16 protein-coding genes, 1 pseudogene and 1 riboswitch are annotated in these 17,413 nt (G+C 37.8%); of the genes and pseudogenes, 3 read left to right on the top strand and 14 right to left on the bottom strand.

Translation table 11 applies throughout. The annotated features are described in order from the left end of the window. Positions 1-4: 4 nt before the first annotated feature. From D1953_RS05050 to D1953_RS05035, 4 genes are all read right to left on the bottom strand, one after another. Positions 5-523, bottom strand: coding sequence for an acyl-CoA thioesterase (locus D1953_RS05050; RefSeq protein WP_119116075.1), 519 nt, complete (start codon positions 521-523; stop codon positions 5-7). A 216-nt stretch (positions 524-739) separates the two neighbouring features. After that, complete coding sequence (locus D1953_RS05045; RefSeq protein ID WP_281271525.1) at positions 740-904, bottom strand: aspartyl-phosphate phosphatase Spo0E family protein; 165 nt, start codon at positions 902-904, stop codon at positions 740-742. Between the two features lie 191 nt (positions 905-1,095). Continuing rightward, the gene (locus tag D1953_RS05040) at positions 1,096-1,281 is read right to left on the bottom strand and encodes a Fur-regulated basic protein FbpA (protein ID WP_119116074.1); all 186 of its coding nucleotides are present in this window, start codon (positions 1,279-1,281) and stop codon (positions 1,096-1,098) included. A gap of 133 nt (positions 1,282-1,414) precedes the next feature. Beyond that, positions 1,415-1,519, bottom strand: a riboswitch (SAM riboswitch). A gap of 140 nt (positions 1,520-1,659) precedes the next feature. Further along, a complete protein-coding gene (locus D1953_RS05035; RefSeq protein WP_119116073.1) occupies positions 1,660-2,871 on the bottom strand; it encodes an MFS transporter in 1,212 nt (403 codons plus the stop codon). 382 nt (positions 2,872-3,253) lie between these two features. On the opposite strand from D1953_RS05035, the gene D1953_RS05030 reads away from it, so the two are divergent. The 3 genes from D1953_RS05030 (at position 3,254) to D1953_RS05020 (ending at position 6,869) form a co-directional block, all read left to right on the top strand. Next, complete coding sequence (locus D1953_RS05030) at positions 3,254-4,741, top strand: aldehyde dehydrogenase family protein (RefSeq protein WP_119116072.1); 1,488 nt, start codon at positions 3,254-3,256, stop codon at positions 4,739-4,741. Between the two features lie 208 nt (positions 4,742-4,949). After that, positions 4,950-5,510, top strand: coding sequence for an FAD-dependent oxidoreductase (locus D1953_RS05025; RefSeq protein ID WP_119116071.1), 561 nt, complete (start codon positions 4,950-4,952; stop codon positions 5,508-5,510). A gap of 126 nt (positions 5,511-5,636) precedes the next feature. Then, positions 5,637-6,869, top strand: a complete 1,233-nt coding sequence (locus D1953_RS05020; protein WP_119116070.1) for an aminopeptidase — start codon at positions 5,637-5,639, stop codon at positions 6,867-6,869. A gap of 80 nt (positions 6,870-6,949) precedes the next feature. Here the strand turns inward: D1953_RS05020 and D1953_RS05015 are convergent, their stop codons facing one another. The 10 genes and pseudogenes from D1953_RS05015 to D1953_RS04970 form a co-directional block, all read right to left on the bottom strand. Next, positions 6,950-7,456: a GNAT family N-acetyltransferase gene (locus D1953_RS05015; RefSeq protein WP_119116069.1), complete on the bottom strand. Its 507-nt coding sequence runs from the start codon at positions 7,454-7,456 to the stop codon at positions 6,950-6,952. A gap of 197 nt (positions 7,457-7,653) precedes the next feature. After that, positions 7,654-8,880: pseudogene (locus D1953_RS05010) on the bottom strand (LLM class flavin-dependent oxidoreductase); the annotation flags it as partial. A 382-nt stretch (positions 8,881-9,262) separates the two neighbouring features. Continuing rightward, positions 9,263-9,808 (bottom strand): thiol-disulfide oxidoreductase ResA, encoded by a 546-nt coding sequence (gene resA / locus D1953_RS05005; RefSeq protein WP_119116067.1) that lies wholly within the window; start codon positions 9,806-9,808, stop codon positions 9,263-9,265. 19 nt (positions 9,809-9,827) lie between these two features. Further along, entirely contained in the window at positions 9,828-10,214 is a 387-nt protein-coding gene (locus tag D1953_RS05000) for a FixH family protein (protein ID WP_119116066.1), read from the bottom strand. Between the two features lie 71 nt (positions 10,215-10,285). Beyond that, positions 10,286-11,056, bottom strand: coding sequence for an ABC transporter permease (locus D1953_RS04995; RefSeq protein WP_119116065.1), 771 nt, complete (start codon positions 11,054-11,056; stop codon positions 10,286-10,288). Between the two features lie 9 nt (positions 11,057-11,065). After that, entirely contained in the window at positions 11,066-12,130 is a 1,065-nt protein-coding gene (locus D1953_RS04990) for an ABC transporter substrate-binding protein (RefSeq protein WP_119116064.1), read from the bottom strand. A 31-nt stretch (positions 12,131-12,161) separates the two neighbouring features. After that, the gene (locus tag D1953_RS04985) at positions 12,162-13,028 is read right to left on the bottom strand and encodes an ABC transporter ATP-binding protein (RefSeq protein WP_245979922.1); all 867 of its coding nucleotides are present in this window, start codon (positions 13,026-13,028) and stop codon (positions 12,162-12,164) included. 236 nt (positions 13,029-13,264) lie between these two features. Next, complete coding sequence (locus D1953_RS04980) at positions 13,265-14,653, bottom strand: LLM class flavin-dependent oxidoreductase (RefSeq protein WP_119116063.1); 1,389 nt, start codon at positions 14,651-14,653, stop codon at positions 13,265-13,267. Between the two features lies 1 nt (position 14,654). Next, positions 14,655-15,848 (bottom strand): acyl-CoA dehydrogenase family protein, encoded by a 1,194-nt coding sequence (locus D1953_RS04975; protein ID WP_119116062.1) that lies wholly within the window; start codon positions 15,846-15,848, stop codon positions 14,655-14,657. Between the two features lie 49 nt (positions 15,849-15,897). Further along, complete coding sequence (locus D1953_RS04970) at positions 15,898-17,160, bottom strand: acyl-CoA dehydrogenase family protein (RefSeq protein ID WP_119116061.1); 1,263 nt, start codon at positions 17,158-17,160, stop codon at positions 15,898-15,900. Positions 17,161-17,413: the final 253 nt, after the last annotated feature.

Below are 17,413 nucleotides of genomic sequence, written 5' to 3'. Positions count from 1 at the left end.
TTTTTCATAAAGACCAAACAAGGTCGTTTCCAATAGTATCGGCAATATATTGTGTATCTGTTCTCCGCTTCTTTCTAGCTTGTGCTCGTTCTTTCGCTGATTCATATAGCGCTTTCTCCGTTTCTGTTTCCGAAATTAAACGAGGAACCGGAATAGGATTTCCCTTTTCATCAATCGCTACAAAAGTTAAAAAAGAAAGAGCACATAAATTTTGAACACCGCTTTGCAAATCTTCAGCTACTACTTTTACAACCACTTCCATGGAGGTGCGGCCTGTATAAGTAACAAAGCTTTCTAAACAAACCGCATTGCCTTCAAAAATTGGATGCAGAAAATCCACCGAATCCGTTGAGGCCGTTACAACATGTGACCGAGAATGGCGCATCGCTGAAATAGCCGCTATGTCATCAATTTGCGCCATTAATTTCCCTCCAAACATCGTACCAATATTATTTGTGTCTGGAGGAAGAACGATACTTGTTTTAACAACTAGAGAGTCCCGGCATTTTTTTGTTTTTTCCATGATGACACCCCTTTTTGTCGACCTGTAGTATCATTAATCTTCCCCCTTAAGGGATTCTAATTGTGAATGAACGGCAATCATCCCCTAAAGGCTTTATTAAATATCGCTTTAGATTCACAAGCTTATTATAGCCAACATAAAAGAAAGCTATTGCTCATTTTTTAGCAATAGCTTTCAGGAATTTTTTTAATATCTGTTTGACAGGGAAGTGTATTACTATTTGTCTCTAAATGCAGCCGCATTTAAAAGAGAATCGAGCTCTTGACTTGCTTGAACCGCCAGCTGACTTGTAAAGCCAAAATCTATAGCTAATCTAATCATTTCTTGTCTTTTTTCTTCAATTTTTTCATTAATGAGTTCAGCATATAGCTTCTCCATCATTCATTTCCCACTTTTCAATATATTTACAAAAATATCATAATAGATAATTAGCCCCAAATCAATCTAATTTACCCCTTCTAATTGTAATAAATTTGCAAATATCTTTAAATAGGAATACATTTCTTGAATATTTTGTGACAATCCGAACATAACTTCCAATTTTCATTTTTATGTAAACAAATCAACCTTCACTATGTCATCCATGAGGAAGAGGAATGTTGATCGGGTTTATTGACAACAAGCTTATATTCATCTTCTAATACTCTTAATGGAACATCATATAAATGCCGCTCATCTTTTGTTTTGTATACACCTTTTGCTAATAATTTATCAATTAACAGCGCTTTTCTCTCTTCAATCTTTTTAAATAATTCCATATGTATAGCCCCTTTCTATTCTGTTTATGTAATACTTGAACCCCTTATATCATTCCATATTCCAGCTGTATTCAAGCGCATATTTAAAAAGCCTCTTCTTATCCAAGAAGAGGCTACTGTATTCATTCGACTCTTCTTATCTTCCAAGCATCTGCTTGTTGGATGTGGCACAGTTCCTATAACAGGTCTGCTGCCGAGGCTTCAAAGGGCCAAATCCCTCCACCTCTCTGGATAAGAATTAAAAAAGTAATATGAAAGTATATAAATACTATATGATTAGTAAATAAATGTCAATATCGACATAAGAAATCGTTTGCTCAACTATGCTAGCATAACCTAAATAAAAAAAGAGTGCAAGTGCACTCCTTTCTCAAAGTTCTATTCTAATACTGTATTTTTCGTTTCTTTACCGAAAGCAACCGCGATGACACCGATTAATATGGCAACGGTAAAAATCGTAAAAATCATACTAATCGACGTATTGGCAGCTACTAAGTACCCAACTAATAATGGCCCTAAAATTCCTCCGATACGTCCAATAGCCGCTGCCATCCCTGCTCCCGTTCCCCGGATCACTGTTGGATATTGTTCCGGAGTATAAGCGTATAAAGCCCCCCATGCACCTAAGTTAAAGAAAGAAAGAAGAATTCCTGATGTAATTAACAATGGCAGCTCTTCAGCTGTTCCAAAGAAATAGGCGCTCGCTGCCGTACCAATTAAATAAGTAATTAATACAAATTTACGACCCATTTTTTCAATAAACCAAGCGGCCGTAAAATAACCTGGAAGCTGCGCAAGCGTCATAATTAACACATATTCAAAGCTTTTAATTAAGCTGAACCCTTTCATCAGCATCACACTTGGTAACCATAGAAACATGCCGTAATAAGAGAAGACAACACAGAACCAAAGCACCCATAAAATGAGGGTTTGTTTGGAATACTCTTTCGCCCACACTTTTTTCATATTTTGAAGCATCGATTGTTTTTCCTTTGGCTTCAACTCTTCATATTTCGGTGAGTCTGGTAAACTAAAACGCAGGTATACCGCATAAAAAGCTGGTAACGCACTTAAGATTAAAGCAATTCTCCAGCCGTATGCCGGAATGATAAAATAAGAAATAAGAGCCGATAAAATCCAACCTAACGCCCAAAAACTTTCTAATAAGACAACGACTCGTCCACGTTTGCTCGGTGCTACACTTTCACTTACAAGTGTAGATGCGACAGGAAGCTCTCCTCCCAGCCCCATGCCGATAAAAAAGCGTAAAATTAAAAATAAACTAACCGTCCCTACTAATGCTGATAATCCGCTTCCGACAGAAAAAAGTAAAAGCGTAATAATTAAAATATTTTTACGTCCTACTTTATCTGCCATTGCTCCAAACAACAAAGCCCCGACAGCCATCCCAATCGATTGCGTACTTCCAATCCATCCAGCCTGCACATCAGTCAGATTCCATCCTTCCTCCATTTTCAAAGCCGCAATAATAAAGGAGAGCATCCCCACATCGAGGGCATCAAACATCCAGGCTGCTCCAGCAATCCCTAACAGCTTGCGATCTGCTATCGGTTTTGTTTTTTTATCCATGACAATTCCTCCTGATGAACTTCCGTAACACTAAAAAAATTCCTACTATTTATATTTTTATCCCATTTCTATTTTATCTATTATTTTTGTTTATGACTATAGTAAATACAACTGTCATGACAAAAATATAGACATTTTTTTAAAATCTATCATAAGAACGCTGATGATTTCTGACTAATTTCGTGCAGAACTGTGATTTAGCACGCCTTTTAAAGAGAAATTTTCACCTTTTAAAAAAAATATTAAAATTACACTATTTAACATTTGAGTATAATCATTACATTTGTTAAGATGAATTGGGGCATATCATAAACGCTCTCACCTGTTTATCCCACACCATGATTTGCACAATACCAATTTACGCATATTTTAGGAGGTATTTATGTCAAATCTTACTTTGCAAGTTAGTGAAAAGCTTCAAAAGTTTTTACAAGGACCAAAAAAGCTGTATATTAATGGACAATTCGTTGAAAGTGTTTCTAAGAAAACATTTTCCACTCCGAATCCAGCAACAGGTAAAAAACTTGTTGAAGTATATGAAGGTGATAAAGAGGATATTAATTTAGCCGTCAAGGCAGCTCGTAAAGCATTTGATGAAGGCCCATGGTCAAGATTAAGTGCAGCGGAGCGCAGTCGTTTAATGTACAAGCTCGCAGACTTAATGGAAGAAAATAAAACAGAGCTTGCTCAACTTGAAACATTAGATAACGGTAAACCAATTAGAGAAACAACTAATGCAGATATTCCATTGGCAATTGAACATATTCGATATTACGCAGGCTGGTCAACGAAAATCGTTGGACAAACTATCCCTGTAAGCGGCAATTATTTTAACTATACAAGACATGAAGCTGTTGGAGTTGTTGGACAAATTATCCCATGGAACTTCCCGCTCTTAATGGCCATGTGGAAGCTTGGGGCTGCCCTTGCCACTGGTTGTACAGTTGTTCTAAAACCGGCAGAACAAACGCCTCTGTCTGCCCTTTACCTTGCTGAATTAATTTCTGAAGCGGGATTCCCAGACGGAGTTATCAACATCATTCCTGGCTTCGGAGAAACAGCAGGCCAATCTTTAGTCGATCACCCTGAAGTAGATAAGATTGCCTTCACTGGCTCAACAGAAGTCGGTAAACGCATCATGCGTTCTGCTTCCTATTCACTAAAACGTGTGACGCTTGAACTTGGTGGAAAATCACCAAACATTATCCTGCCTGATGCTGATTTCTCTAAAGCGATTCCTGGCGCGCTAAACGGGGTTATGTTTAATCAAGGACAAGTTTGTTGTGCCGGCTCTCGTGTCTTTATTCAAAAGAAGCATTACGATAACGTGGTAGCCGACATGGCAAGTCATGCTAAATCCATTCAACAAGGAACAGGGCTTGATCCAAATACTCAAATTGGACCGCTTGTTTCCGAAGAACAACAAAAGCGCGTGCTTGGCTACATTGCTAAAGGGATTACAGAAGGTGCAGAAATTCTAGCTGGCGGAGCTCCTCCTAGCGAAGAAGGTTACTTTGTTGCACCTACTATTTTCGCAAACGTAGAAGATAACATGACGATTGCGAAAGAAGAAATCTTCGGTCCTGTTATTTCAGCTTTACCATATGAGGACTTAGATGATGTCATCAAGCGGGCAAATGCAAGTGAATACGGCCTTGCTGCTGGTGTTTGGACAAGCGACATTGCCAATGCTCATTATATTGCTAACAAACTGCGTGCTGGTACAGTTTGGGTCAACTGCTACAATGCATTTGATGCCGCTTCCCCATTTGGCGGATACAAACAATCCGGTATCGGCCGTGAAATGGGCTCCTATGCTCTAAACAACTACACAGAAGTGAAGAGCGTTTGGATTAATTTAAATCGATAATACTAAAGAAAATGGGTCCCCTATTCATACGAATGGGGGCCCTTTCTTTTATGCCGTAATCTCGCCAATTCGGAAAATAATCTAACCAATTCAGGGCAGAATTTCGCCAATTCCGGGTAAAATCTTGCCATTTTAGTCTCAATCATTACCTCCCCTCCTCCCTCATTTGTTAAAATGAACATGAATATAAAAAAGGAGGTTTTTTCCTATGTATGAAATAGCGATTATTGGAGCTGGAGCTGCTGGAGGCAGCGCCGCTATCTTTACAGCGAAAGCAGGAAAACAAACAGTCATTCTAGACAGCAATCAAAGCGGCACAAAAAGAGCTTGGTTAGATAATCATTACGGTACAGCTGGAATTGCTGGACCTGATTTATTAGCAACAGGTCTAGCCCAAGCGAAAAAATTTGGTGCAGAGTTAATTGAAACAAAAGTAACGGGAATTACTAAAACAACTGAAGGATTTCAGATTCAAACAGAAAACGGATCAGTTGAAGCGAAACAAATCATTTTAGCAACGGGCGGGCTAACAAGCTTAGCTGAAGAAGCAGGTATCACAACAAAAGATGGTACAGAGCCAAGATCAAAGAAAGTGTTTGATGTAGATGCTGCTGGAAAAACAAACGTAGAAGGCATTTGGGCTGCCGGAGCATGTGCAGGAACGAGCGCACATACAATCGTGACAGCTGGAGACGGCGCAAGAGTCGCAATCAACTTAATCAGCGAAATAAACGGCGAGCGTTATGTTGATCACGACGTATTAAAATAACAATGAAAAACAACAAACTGCAGGTCCAGTTTGTTGTTTTTCATTGTTTACGGATGCTATAAGTTTCTTTTTTCTTTCTCTATTAGTACAATATAAGTTGTAGATTTTGGAAAAGGAGGAATCATAATGAGTGATTTCCAAGCAAATTTAGAAAAATATGCAGAGCTAGCTATAAAAGTCGGTGTTAACATTCAACAAGGACAAACGCTTGTTGTCAATACGACACTAGAAGGTGCAGAGCTCGTACGTTTAATTGTCAAAAAGGCTTATGAAGCTGGCGCATATAATGTAATTGTCAATTGGAACGACGACATTGTGAATCGCACAAAATATGAATTAGCACCGGACGAAGTCTTTCACGAATATCCTGAATGGCGTGCAAAAGAAACCATTGAACTAGCTGAAAAAGGGGCAGCCTTTCTATCGGTGATTTCCTCCAGTCCTGATTTATTAAAAGGCGTAGATTCAAAGCGAATTGCGAATTTCCAAAAAGCATCTGGTACTGCTTTAAAACCATGGCGCCAAGCTATGCAATCCGATAAAGTAAGCTGGTCGATTGTAGCCGTTCCTTCTGAAGCTTGGGCAAACAAAGTATTCCCTGAAGAGCCGGCTGAAAATCGCGTACATAAATTATGGGAGGCTATCTTCAAAGCAGTTCGTGTTGATACAGAAAACCCTGTTGAAGCATGGAAAACACATGATGACACCTTGCATGAAAAAGTAGATTATTTGAATGACAAGCACTACAAAAAACTTCATTACACAGCTCCAGGAACTGACTTAACAATTGAGCTTCCTGAAAAACATCTATGGTGCGGCGCCGGCAGCATCAACCAACACGGACATCATTTTATGGCCAACATGCCGACGGAAGAAGTGTTTACGGTTCCATTAAAAACAGGTGTTAACGGAACAGTAAGAAGCACAAAACCGCTTAGCTATGGTGGAAATATTATCAATAACTTCTCTGTTACATTTAAAGATGGACGCATTATCGAGGTACAAGCAGAAGAAGGCGAAGAAATTTTAAAACAATTAGTGGATACAGATGAAGGCTCCCACTACTTAGGAGAAGTCGCACTCGTGCCATTCAACTCCCCTATTTCACAATCTAATGTGTTGTTCTTTAATACACTATTTGACGAAAATGCATCAAATCACTTAGCTATCGGCAGTGCATATGCCTTCTGTCTTGAAGGCGGGAAAGATATGACACCAGAACAGCTAGCTGAACATGGCTTAAATGAAAGCTTAACCCACGTTGACTTCATGATTGGCTCTGACAAAATGAACATCGACGGCATTCTAGCTGACGGTACTGCTGAACCTGTCTTCCGTAATGGAGATTGGGCGTTTTAACATTAATCATATAATTACATTCATCAGCCACGTATTTCTATATACTAGAAAACACGTGGCTGTTTCTTTTTCCATATTCTTCATTCGATAGATAGTCGATATGCCTTTACAATGATTCCGTCATCAGCAGGTTGAAAATCAAATTGCGGCATTCGTACAAAGCCCATACGTTCATACAGCCGCATAGCAGATTTCATAAAGTCTGCTGTATGTAAGCCGATATACTGTGAACCCTTTACTTTTGCCCGACTAATGCATTCTTTTATTAATGCCTCAGCAACACCCCTTCCTCGTGACTGTGGTGTGACTGCAAGCATTCTTATTTCAGGGTAATCTAACATATCAACAAGTCCTTTATAAGCATCTGATTTCGCAGGAAACAGAGCAACACTGCCTACCACTTCCCCATCTAATTCAGCAACTAGAAGTTCAACCTCCTCCTGTTCATCAGCATGTGACGCGATAGATTTCTTTAGAGCTTCCCAATGTCCTTCCGGGATGTTTTGTGCATGTTCTTCATACGCCTCTATTCTTTGCTGTCGAAGCATTTCTACTTCATCATTGAAAGCCTTACGAATTTTGACCATGTAATTTCCCCCTCTTGTCCTACACAAATATGTTGCGAAGTAATTCTGCAAGCTCTTTTTTCAATCTTCCTCCATAAACAACTCCATCAGCATTTTCTCCCGATGCTGTAAAAAATACTTCGTTATTTGATAATGCTCCGTGCTCTCATAATCTACTTCTTTAATTTCTTCATTATAGCAAAAACAAGCAACGACAACTATTCAGTTGTCGTTGCTTGCTTCGCATATCTTGATTCCACTTGCGATAATCCTAGATTTTCTCGTAAAGTACTTCCCTCATATTCTGTCCGAAACAGCCCTCGTTGCTGAAGAATTGGAATAACCTCTTTCACAAAATCTTCTAAGCTATTAGGAAAATGTGAAAACATAAGATTAAAGCCATCTGCCGCTTCGTTCACAATCCATTCTTCCAACTGATCTGCAATTTGTTCTGGCGTTCCAAAAATCATTCTATGCCCTCTTGAACCGGCAATTCGAAGATAGAGTTGTCTAATCGTTAACTGTTCACGCTTGGCCAGATCAATAATGAGTTGACGTCGACTTTGATTTCCATTTGTCTCTGGGATTTCATCTGGTAAAGGACCATCTAAGTCATAAGCGGATAAATCAAGCCCTCCGAGATATTCAGATAAAAACTCTAAACCTATTTCAGGTGTAATAAGCTGTTGAAGTTGTTCATATTTTTCAAAGGCTTCTTCTACTGTATGACCAATGTAAGGAGAGACACCTGGCATAATCTTCACATCATCAGGAGAACGACCAAATTCTACAGCTTTCTGTTTTACTTTTTTATAAAATGCTTGTGCATCTTCTAATGTTTGCTGTGCAGTAAAAATGACATCAGCTGTTTGTGCCGCTAAATGAATACCATCATCCGATGACCCTGCCTGAACAATAATTGGCCGACCTTGTGGTGAGCGCGATGAATTAAGCGGGCCTTTTACAGAATAATAGTTTCCTTGGTGATTCAATGTATGTAATTTATCTGGAATAAAGTACTGACCCGACTTTTTATCTCGCACTAAAGCATCTTCTTCCCAACTGTCCCATAATCCCTTCACAACTTCTACAAATTCCGCTGCTCGTTTATAACGCAAAGAATGATCTAAATGAGATTGTTGGTTAAAATTATTCGCTTCCGTTTGATAATAAGACGTCACGACATTCCAAGCAGAACGGCCACCGCTTAGGTGATCTAAGGAAGAAAATTTACGTGCAATATGAAATGGTTCATTGTACGTTGTAGATGCTGTTGCTACAAGTCCGATATTTGTTGTAACAGCAGATAAAGAAGCTAATAATGTAAGTGGCTCAAATCTAACTAGCTCTGCTGGATGTGAAAGATTATTGAAAGATAAGCCATCACTTAAGAATAGCATATCTAATTTGCCACCCTCTAATATTTTCGCAATATTTAGAAAATAATTAACTAAAGTTTTCAATAAATTATTAATAATTTTTTCAGACTGTCTCAACTCGAATAATTTTCTTTTGTCAGTCTCTTCTTCTTTTATAAAAATATCATCCATATCCTTATGTAATTGTTTTAATCGATTTCCTAAATAAGACAGATTAGGTATTTCTTCTGACTCATTTGTAATTACCTGTGTTCCAAAATAATTAGTTTCAATGTATTTTTAAAATTATTAATATACAGAATATTTCCTTTATGGCGTTAATCAGATATTGAGTATTAAAACTAAAAAGACCCTCCTTCCAAGATACATTCATCTTGAATAGAGAGCCTATAGTAATCTAGTCACTTTATTTAACTGCTCTTAATATTTAGTTATATGACAAATATATTCATCGTTCTGGAACAATACTTTTTAAATAATAACGAATATTCTCCTCAGTCATTTCACCAGAAATTCTTTCTTTAATCTCTCCTTTTTCGTTAATCAAAAAAGTAACAGGAAGCGTATTAACTTCATATGAATCAGCTACATCTGCATTCCAATCAAGTAAAACTGGGAAACTCAACTCTTTTTTTGACACGAATTGGTTAACTATTATTCTTGGTTCTCCAACATCAACTGCTAGTACTTCTATGTCTTTATCTTTATAGTCTTTATATGCAGACTCCAAATACGGCATTTCTTTTTCACACGGAGGACAATATGTAGCCCAAAAGTTAAGAAACACACCTTTTCCCCTATAATCCTCTAATTTGACCTCTTCACCCTTTAAATTTTTCAAAGTAAAATTAGAAGCAAGATCACTTTTATCAATCGCAGTCACTTCTTTCTCTTTAAAAAAATTCATATAAATCGCATAACCTATACCTAAAACTAAAATAGCGGCGACCAACCCTTTTATAAACAAACTAGCTCTTTTTTTTACATTACTCATCAGAAACATCTGACTCCTTTCATTGCGTCACCTGAAAGGGAAGGATTGGCATTTCATGTAAATCTTTATAACTAACATGAGCGATAACTTGATGTTCACCGGGTTCACTAAATTTCAGTTCTAATTGATAGGTCCCATTTGCACTTGGTTCAATCGGCAAATTTCCATAAGACATTCCATTTTCAATAACTTCAAACATAACTTCAGCATCTTTACTAATGTCCTCATTCCCATATTTCACTGTTGAAGTAAAGGTAACTTTTTCATTAATTTGAACCTGTTTAGGATCACTTTCTATTGTCACTTCTAATTCTTTTGGCTTTTCAGCCTTTATTTGATTTTCAACTGAACTTGAGCATCCAGCAAGCCAGAATATAAACAGAATGATTACAATTGTTCGCATCATACTACTCCTTAATGAAAGTAAAGACTCTTCCCTCTTTTAATGAGGGAGAGTCTTACGACAATTTTTCTTACTTAATTGGCTTCACTTTTTAAATTCGTCCAGAACAACAACCGCTTTTTGATTTTTTCAAAAATGATCATAATGGCTAAAATGATTAAACTATTAAAAATGATGCCTGCTAGAACAAAATCATATTGAGTAAAATCTGTATAATACTGTATAAAATGACCCATTCCCGATTCGGCTCCAAACATCTCTGCCATCATTAACACGATAAACGAAAATCCAAGAGACGTACCTATACCACTCAAAATCAATGGCGAACTTGCCGGAAGAATAACTTTGAAAATCAGGTCTTTTCCTTTTAACCCTATTGTTCTTGCATTGTCCCAGTAAGGCTTATCAATTAATAATACCCCTTGAATGGTACCAAGAAAGATTGGCCAAAAAGTTGTGATAAATAAAATGAAAATAGAGGCTGACTTAAAAGTTGGAAACAACGCAATGGCGTACGGAATAAATAAAGTTGGTGGAAGCGGGCTAAAAGTCTGGAAGAACGGCTCTAAAATTACCCTAAATCTATGGTGTAAACCGAAATATAACCCTCCACCAATACCTAATACTAACGCTAAAGCAAAAGCTGGGACTAATAACCCCATTGAGCTTAAAAATCCTTTAAATAAATCTAAAATTGCTTTACCAAATGCTATTACAACAATTTCTGGAGAAGGAAAAATCACTGGATCCAACAATTCTGTAAAATTAGTAATGTAAACCCATAATCCTAGAAAAGCAAAGGCAATTAAAGTCGAATAAATATATAGATGAAAAAATTTTCTCATAGGACCCTCCTAGAAGTTTTGTTGATTGAATCTCTCTAATTGTTTTTGATAATATTCATCATCCGGATTTTCTTCAATAAGTTCATCGATAGCTTGTTCATAGAATGAAAGATTAAAATGAGCATTCATATCAATATTTTCTGCTTCCTTCTTGACGTATCCAATACTTTTCATTTTCTCCCATAATTCTAACGTCTCGTTTTTGTTTGGATCAGCTGTATTAATTAAATGTGGTTCATTTACAATTTCATCAATGGTAGATTCAGATAAATTCTTAAATCTATCTATCGATGCTTCTAGATTTTTTTCGGGACTCTCTAACTTCACACGTTCGGCCTTAATAAGAGCTTTCATAAATTTTTTATAAGCAATTGCTTGTTCGTCTGATATATCGCCTCTTACAGTAACTCGGCAGCAAACTGCATCTGGTTCAATATCATTAATCCATTGAACCGGTGCTAAACCAAGTTCTAACGTCTTTGTTAAATGTCCTGTACCAGAAATGCCTACATCAGCTTTTCCGGTTTTTACCGCTTCAAGTACTGAAGCCCTGGAGTCTAGTTCTATGAACTCAACATCCTTCTTAATATCAATTCCGGCTTCCTGAAGTGCTGCTTTAAAGTAAACATCCAATGTATCTAAATGCACGACAGCAATTTTTTTACCTTTATAATCTTCTAATGTCTTATATTGATCTACATTCTCTTTTTTTGCGACAAGCGGATGTCCGCCTTCCATATGCCCGCCAATCATCTGAAAATCAGCACCATTAGCAATAAAATTCATAGGAGCGGTTGAACCAAATGTTAGAGCAATGTCTACTTTTTCTGCCTGTAATGGAGTTAATCCATCTCCTGATAAACCAACCATATCCACTTTTAAATTCTCTTCTTCGAAAAAACCTTCCGCCCTAGCAATATCCGCAAGAGGTGCTCCATATAAATTGCCATACGCAACTTTTAGCTCATATGTTTTTTCGTTATCTTTTGTTGACGCTTTTTCCTGCCCATTGCAAGCTGATAAAGCTAATACTGCTGATAACCCCATACCTACTAACCATTTTCTTTTTCTCATTCTACTTCCTCCCACTAATCCTCAATCGTTATTAAATTCCTTCTCCTCCAACACGTACTTCATAACTCTCTTCCAGTTTTTCGAAAACACCTCGATTCATAACACTTAACACATAATCTCTAAACTTTATAAATTCTAAGCTTTCGAATAACTGTTTACGATTTCGAGTCTTAGGAAAAGGAACATCTATAATTTCTGCAATTTTACCAGGCGGCCCTGGAGTAAACATCACAATACGATCCGCTAAGAAAATAGCCTCTTCCGCGTCATGTGTTACAAATACAATCGTTCGCTGTTGTTCACGGTTCACTTGAAGAATCAAATCCTGTAGATTAATTCTTGTAACCGGATCAAGTGCCCCAAACGGTTCATCCATGAACATTAAGTCTGACCCCAATGAAAGTGCTCTTGCAATAGCTGCACGTTGGCGCATCCCACCTGACATTTCTCCTGGATATTTTTTAATAGCATGACCTAACTGAACTAATTCCAAATAACCTTGAGCCAACTGTTCTAACTCTTTTTTTGTTTTTGATTTTTTTAATTTTTGCTTTAATGCTAGAATGATATTTTCTTCTGCCGTTAACCAAGGAAATAATGAATAATCTTGAAATACAACTGAGCTATCTGGTAACGATTTTGCAACGGACTGATTGTTAACCAAAATTTCACCTTGTTTAGGCTGAGCTAATCCTGTTAGCAATCGAAGAAATGTACTTTTCCCAGATCCACTAGGTCCCATAAAGACGACAAATTCTCCTTCTTTAACAGTTAGATTAATATTGTTCAAAATTTCTAAACCATCATAATCAAAATAAATAGACTTAGCTTCAATCTTATTAGGAACAGCGACATTTTCCGTTTTCAAATTTATAAATTTTTCGAGAACTTTCGCCACTATCAATCCCTCCACTCATTCTTTAAATTAAACTAAACAAATAGGAATAGTTTTCTTAACTCCAAAAAAATCCTTTATATTTTGTTCATTTCGAAGGGGCAGATTATATCCATTTTTTACGATTCAGTGAACTTTTAAATAAAATTCATCAAATTGTAACTTTATTTAAGGTAAAAAATAACCAGAGATATCTACTGTAAATATCTCCGGTATGAACATTTCTTCCCCCTCATTTGTTATGCTTGTTCTTGCAAATGATTGTTACGATAACTTGATCCTATATGTTCCTCTGATAATCTCACTTGACCTTTTCCAAAGAGTTTTTCTCTATAGACACCTTCTTCATATTCCATTTTCAATCGACCACGACGCTGAAGTTCTGGAACAACAAGCTCAGTAAAGTCTATAAACGTTCCTGGCGTGATTGCATACGCAAGATTAAATCCATCAATATCCGTTTCGTCAATCCACTCTTCAAAAGTGTCAGCTATTTGCTCAGGAGTTCCTATTGCAACAGGACCCATCCCGCCGATTCCAGCAAAATTTGCTAATTCACGGACCGTCCATTTTTTATTCGGGCTAGATTTTGTTAACACTTCAAGCATCGATTTAACGGCATTCGTTTCAATATATTTAATTTCTTCATCTGGATCATATTGAGAGAAATCCACACCTGACCATCCACTCAATAAAGAAAGAGCACCTTCATAGCTAATATAGCTTGATAGTTCCTCATACTTTGCCCATGCTTCTTCCTCTGTTCGGCCCACAATTGGTGTAAACAAAGCAAATACTTTCAAACTTTGAGGATCTCTTCCCTGCTCCCTTGCCTGTGTTCTTACATCTTTCACATACGCAGCAGTTGCTTCTTTTAAAGGGGCTGAAATAAACGTACATTCAGCATGTTTACCTGCAAATTGACGTCCTCTTAATGAACCTCCAGCTTGAAATAAAACAGGCGTTCTTTGAGGCGAAGGTTCGCATAAATGAATACCAGGTACATCAAAATATTTGCCATGATGATTGATTTCATGTACTTTTGTTGGATCGGTAAACATTCTTTTTTCCTTATCTTTGACGACAGCACCGTCTTCCCAACTGCCTTCCCACAACTTATAGCAAACTTCTAAATATTCCTCTGCTATATTGTATCTTTCTGAATGCTGGAATTTATCCCCGATTTCAATATTCTTCGTTCCGCTTTCCAAATAAGAGGTTACGATATTCCACGCAATTCTTCCATTTGTGAGATGATCTAAGGTAGACATCCTTCTTGCAAAAGTGTATGGATGTTCAAAGGTGGTAGAACATGTAATGCCAAATCCTAAATGTTTAGTCGCATGCGACATCGCCGATACAAGCAGAATTGGATCGTTTACAGGCACTTGTGTTGCTTCACGAATGGTCGTTTCTTTATCTCCACCGTACACATCATAAATCCCTATAACATCGGCAATAAACAAACCATCAAATCTACCTTTTTCTAAGATTTTAGCAAGCTCCACCCAATATTCAATATCCTTATAACGATGGGATTGGTCTTCAGGATGCACCCATAGACCTGGTGATTGATGAGCCACACAATTCATATCAAAGGCATTTAAATAAATTCTCTTTTTCTTCATATTATTTTCCCTCCTCAAAAAGCTCTAGTGGTAGGCCAACTAAGCCTTTTCCAATTTGTTCACGAGCTAAATTATTAGAAGGAGCCATTGGAATTCCGCCTCGTGCATCACGATAAATTCGTTCAAATGTACCCTCAATATAGCCGTAACCTCCTGCTACATCCATCGCTACTCGAGCTGCAGTATCAGCTAATTCAGTTGCTAGGACTTTATGTTCCGTCAGTTCACCAGCAAGAGGCAGCAACGATTGATTGTTTTTACACAGTTCATCATATTGTCTAGCTAAATCATATTGCCATGTTCGTACGGCTGCAATTTGAATTTTTACTTCCGCCAATTTTTGACGAATCACTTGATAGTCCGCCAAGTTTTTATTGAAATCTTTATGAGTCGTTTTTGTGACATGTGCGATTGCCGCATCAAGAGCACCTTGTGCCACTCCAAGCCATACAGCGTTTAAGCCTAGAATCGCACCCGTCCCATTGATTACATCATGACTAGCTACTTGCAGTAAATCACGATGATGGACCCTCACATTTTCAAACTTTAGTGGTCCACTATGATTTCCACGTACACCTAATGCTTTCCATGGCTTAGCTGTAATTCCCTCTTGATGTCCATCGACGATAAAAAAGCTATGCTCACTTGGATCGGTACTACCAGCTGTACGAGTCTGAACAACATAGTAATCGGATTGTCCACCACTTGTCGTAAATGACTTTTCAAGATTTAAAATATACTCATCCCCGTCTTGTACAGCCTGACTTAGGTTATACCATACATGCCCACCTGTTGCTTTTTCACTGACTGCAAAAGTTGTGATTGCTCCTTCACGAATCGGCAATAGCCAACGTGCTTTTTGATCATCGTTCCCAAATAAATTAATAGTTTGAGCAGCACCAACATGCATCGCATAGACAAGTCCAGTAGATGCGTCAACTTTACCGATTTCTTCTGCTACAACGGACAAACCGACGTACCCTAAGTCTAGCCCACCCCATTTTTCTGGTATTGTTACAGAATTCCAACCTTCTTTAGCTAAAGCTAGTAAACTTTCACGAGGAAACAAGCCTTCTTTATCACCGAGTCCGGCATTGGGTTTAATCACATTTTCTACAATTGGTTTAACTTTTTCTCTAATTTCCTCAATATACGATCTTGAATAGATATTTTTTTCAGTTACTACATTACTCATATGTAACCCCCCTATTTTTTTAGTATTTTTCAAGATATAAAGGAATCGTTTAAAAGTATACTTCCTTTAGCGGTAGCTCCGTCCCATTTACCACATAACCACCAATAACACGGGCTTTATAAACGGTTGGATTATGAGAGGCTAATGTACGAATATTCCGCCAGTGGCGATCAAGATGCGCTGACTGCTTTGTCGCCGATGCACCGCCAACCTCAAATAGTAATGATGCTGACTTTAACGCAAGTTCATCTATAATGACCTTGGCCTGTGAAGTTTTCAGCGAAGCATTATGACTAAGTGAATAATCAATGACCCCATCCACCGCTGCATTCACTGCAATATCAAGAGAATCTGCAGCCGCAAGCAGAGTTGCTTCAGCAGCATAAGCTATGCTTGAAATTTCACCAATTACCTGTAGCAGCTGTGGATCTTCACGTGGTATATCAGCGGCAGCATAACTAAATGTACGGGATCTTCCCTTCACTAAGGCCGCTGCATCTGAAACAACATTTCGTAGGATACCTACAATAACAGCGTGAAGATAAAGCTGTACAAAGGAATTAAATGGTGTCTTATCACCACTCAATTCAATTACCTCTTCACTAGTGACGAAAACATTATGTAAACGAGTCGTACCACTTCCAGTCAACCTTTGTCCGATACCATCCCAATCATCCTCTAAGCTGACGCCCTCCCGATTAGTTGGGATAATCGCTGATATCGGCAACCCTTCTGGGGTGGATGCCATCACCACTACATAATCTGAATATAAAGTACCCGTACTGAAGTACTTGGTGCCATTCAAGCGATAACCATCCCCATCTGGAGATAGAGTAGTTTCAAATACTAAATTTCCAACATTTTTTGATGAAATCTCCGTAAAAGCATTCCCTATAATGGCTCCTTCAGCTATTCTTGCTAACCAAGTTTTACGTCTTTCTTCATTATTACTTTCACGAAGAAATTGCTCCACATAGCCATAATGAGCTCGAAGAATATGCGCTACATCTGGATCGGCTTCAGCTAGACGTACTACAACGTAGAAAAGATCACGAATACTTACATTACTGCCGCCATACTCAATAGGTAACTGCAGAGCACTAAGTCGAGATTGCTTAATTAAATCAATCGCATAAAAGGGACGAGCCTCACTACTAGCATTTCTACGTTCTGCTGCATCACAAGCAATTTCAGCAATCAATAATTCGAATTCAGGCGAATCAATTTTTACTGGCGCAGTAAATTTTGGCGAGCTCGAATCATCTTTTTTGTTATTGATATCTTCGACTTCTATTTCTTTTTGTTTAGGCATTATATACTACACTCCCTTATCCCTAAATATTATTATTCATATATTTATAGTCGTATTTATGTGTAAAATAACCATTCCTTTTTTGAAGAAACCACCTCCTAACCATCCTTACTACGTATCAACGAGTGACTACATTAGAAGAAAAAGCACCTCTATATTTTGCAGCAGAGTGGCGCTCACTAAGACGGTCTGTTCCAAAAAGTGTATGGCGGAAAGTACCTGGCTCACCATGCTTATTACGCACTAAACCACG

Origin of the sequence: Peribacillus asahii, from assembly GCF_003570725.1 — a bacterium.
Taxonomy (GTDB): Bacteria; Bacillota; Bacilli; order Bacillales; family DSM-1321; genus Peribacillus; species Peribacillus asahii.
Note: the sequence above shows the minus strand (reverse complement) of the source record. Positions and strands in the feature narration are given on the sequence as shown.

What these genes read in the sequence shown, in the direction of transcription:
- D1953_RS05050 (WP_119116075.1), bottom strand. Translation starts at nt 523, where the DNA reads ATGGAAAAAACAAAAAAATGCCGGGACTCTCTAGTTGTTAAAACAAGT.
- D1953_RS05045 (WP_281271525.1), bottom strand. Translation starts at nt 904, where the DNA reads ATGATGGAGAAGCTATATGCTGAACTCATTAATGAAAAAATTGAAGAA.
- D1953_RS05040 (WP_119116074.1), bottom strand. Translation starts at nt 1,281, where the DNA reads ATGGAATTATTTAAAAAGATTGAAGAGAGAAAAGCGCTGTTAATTGAT.
- D1953_RS05035 (WP_119116073.1), bottom strand. Translation starts at nt 2,871, where the DNA reads ATGGATAAAAAAACAAAACCGATAGCAGATCGCAAGCTGTTAGGGATT.
- D1953_RS05030 (WP_119116072.1), top strand. Translation starts at nt 3,254, where the DNA reads ATGTCAAATCTTACTTTGCAAGTTAGTGAAAAGCTTCAAAAGTTTTTA.
- D1953_RS05025 (WP_119116071.1), top strand. Translation starts at nt 4,950, where the DNA reads ATGTATGAAATAGCGATTATTGGAGCTGGAGCTGCTGGAGGCAGCGCC.
- D1953_RS05020 (WP_119116070.1), top strand. Translation starts at nt 5,637, where the DNA reads ATGAGTGATTTCCAAGCAAATTTAGAAAAATATGCAGAGCTAGCTATA.
- D1953_RS05015 (WP_119116069.1), bottom strand. Translation starts at nt 7,456, where the DNA reads ATGGTCAAAATTCGTAAGGCTTTCAATGATGAAGTAGAAATGCTTCGA.
- resA (WP_119116067.1), bottom strand. Translation starts at nt 9,808, where the DNA reads ATGAGTAATGTAAAAAAAAGAGCTAGTTTGTTTATAAAAGGGTTGGTC.
- D1953_RS05000 (WP_119116066.1), bottom strand. Translation starts at nt 10,214, where the DNA reads ATGATGCGAACAATTGTAATCATTCTGTTTATATTCTGGCTTGCTGGA.
- D1953_RS04995 (WP_119116065.1), bottom strand. Translation starts at nt 11,056, where the DNA reads ATGAGAAAATTTTTTCATCTATATATTTATTCGACTTTAATTGCCTTT.
- D1953_RS04990 (WP_119116064.1), bottom strand. Translation starts at nt 12,130, where the DNA reads ATGAGAAAAAGAAAATGGTTAGTAGGTATGGGGTTATCAGCAGTATTA.
- D1953_RS04980 (WP_119116063.1), bottom strand. Translation starts at nt 14,653, where the DNA reads ATGAAGAAAAAGAGAATTTATTTAAATGCCTTTGATATGAATTGTGTG.
- D1953_RS04975 (WP_119116062.1), bottom strand. Translation starts at nt 15,848, where the DNA reads ATGAGTAATGTAGTAACTGAAAAAAATATCTATTCAAGATCGTATATT.
- D1953_RS04970 (WP_119116061.1), bottom strand. Translation starts at nt 17,160, where the DNA reads ATGCCTAAACAAAAAGAAATAGAAGTCGAAGATATCAATAACAAAAAA.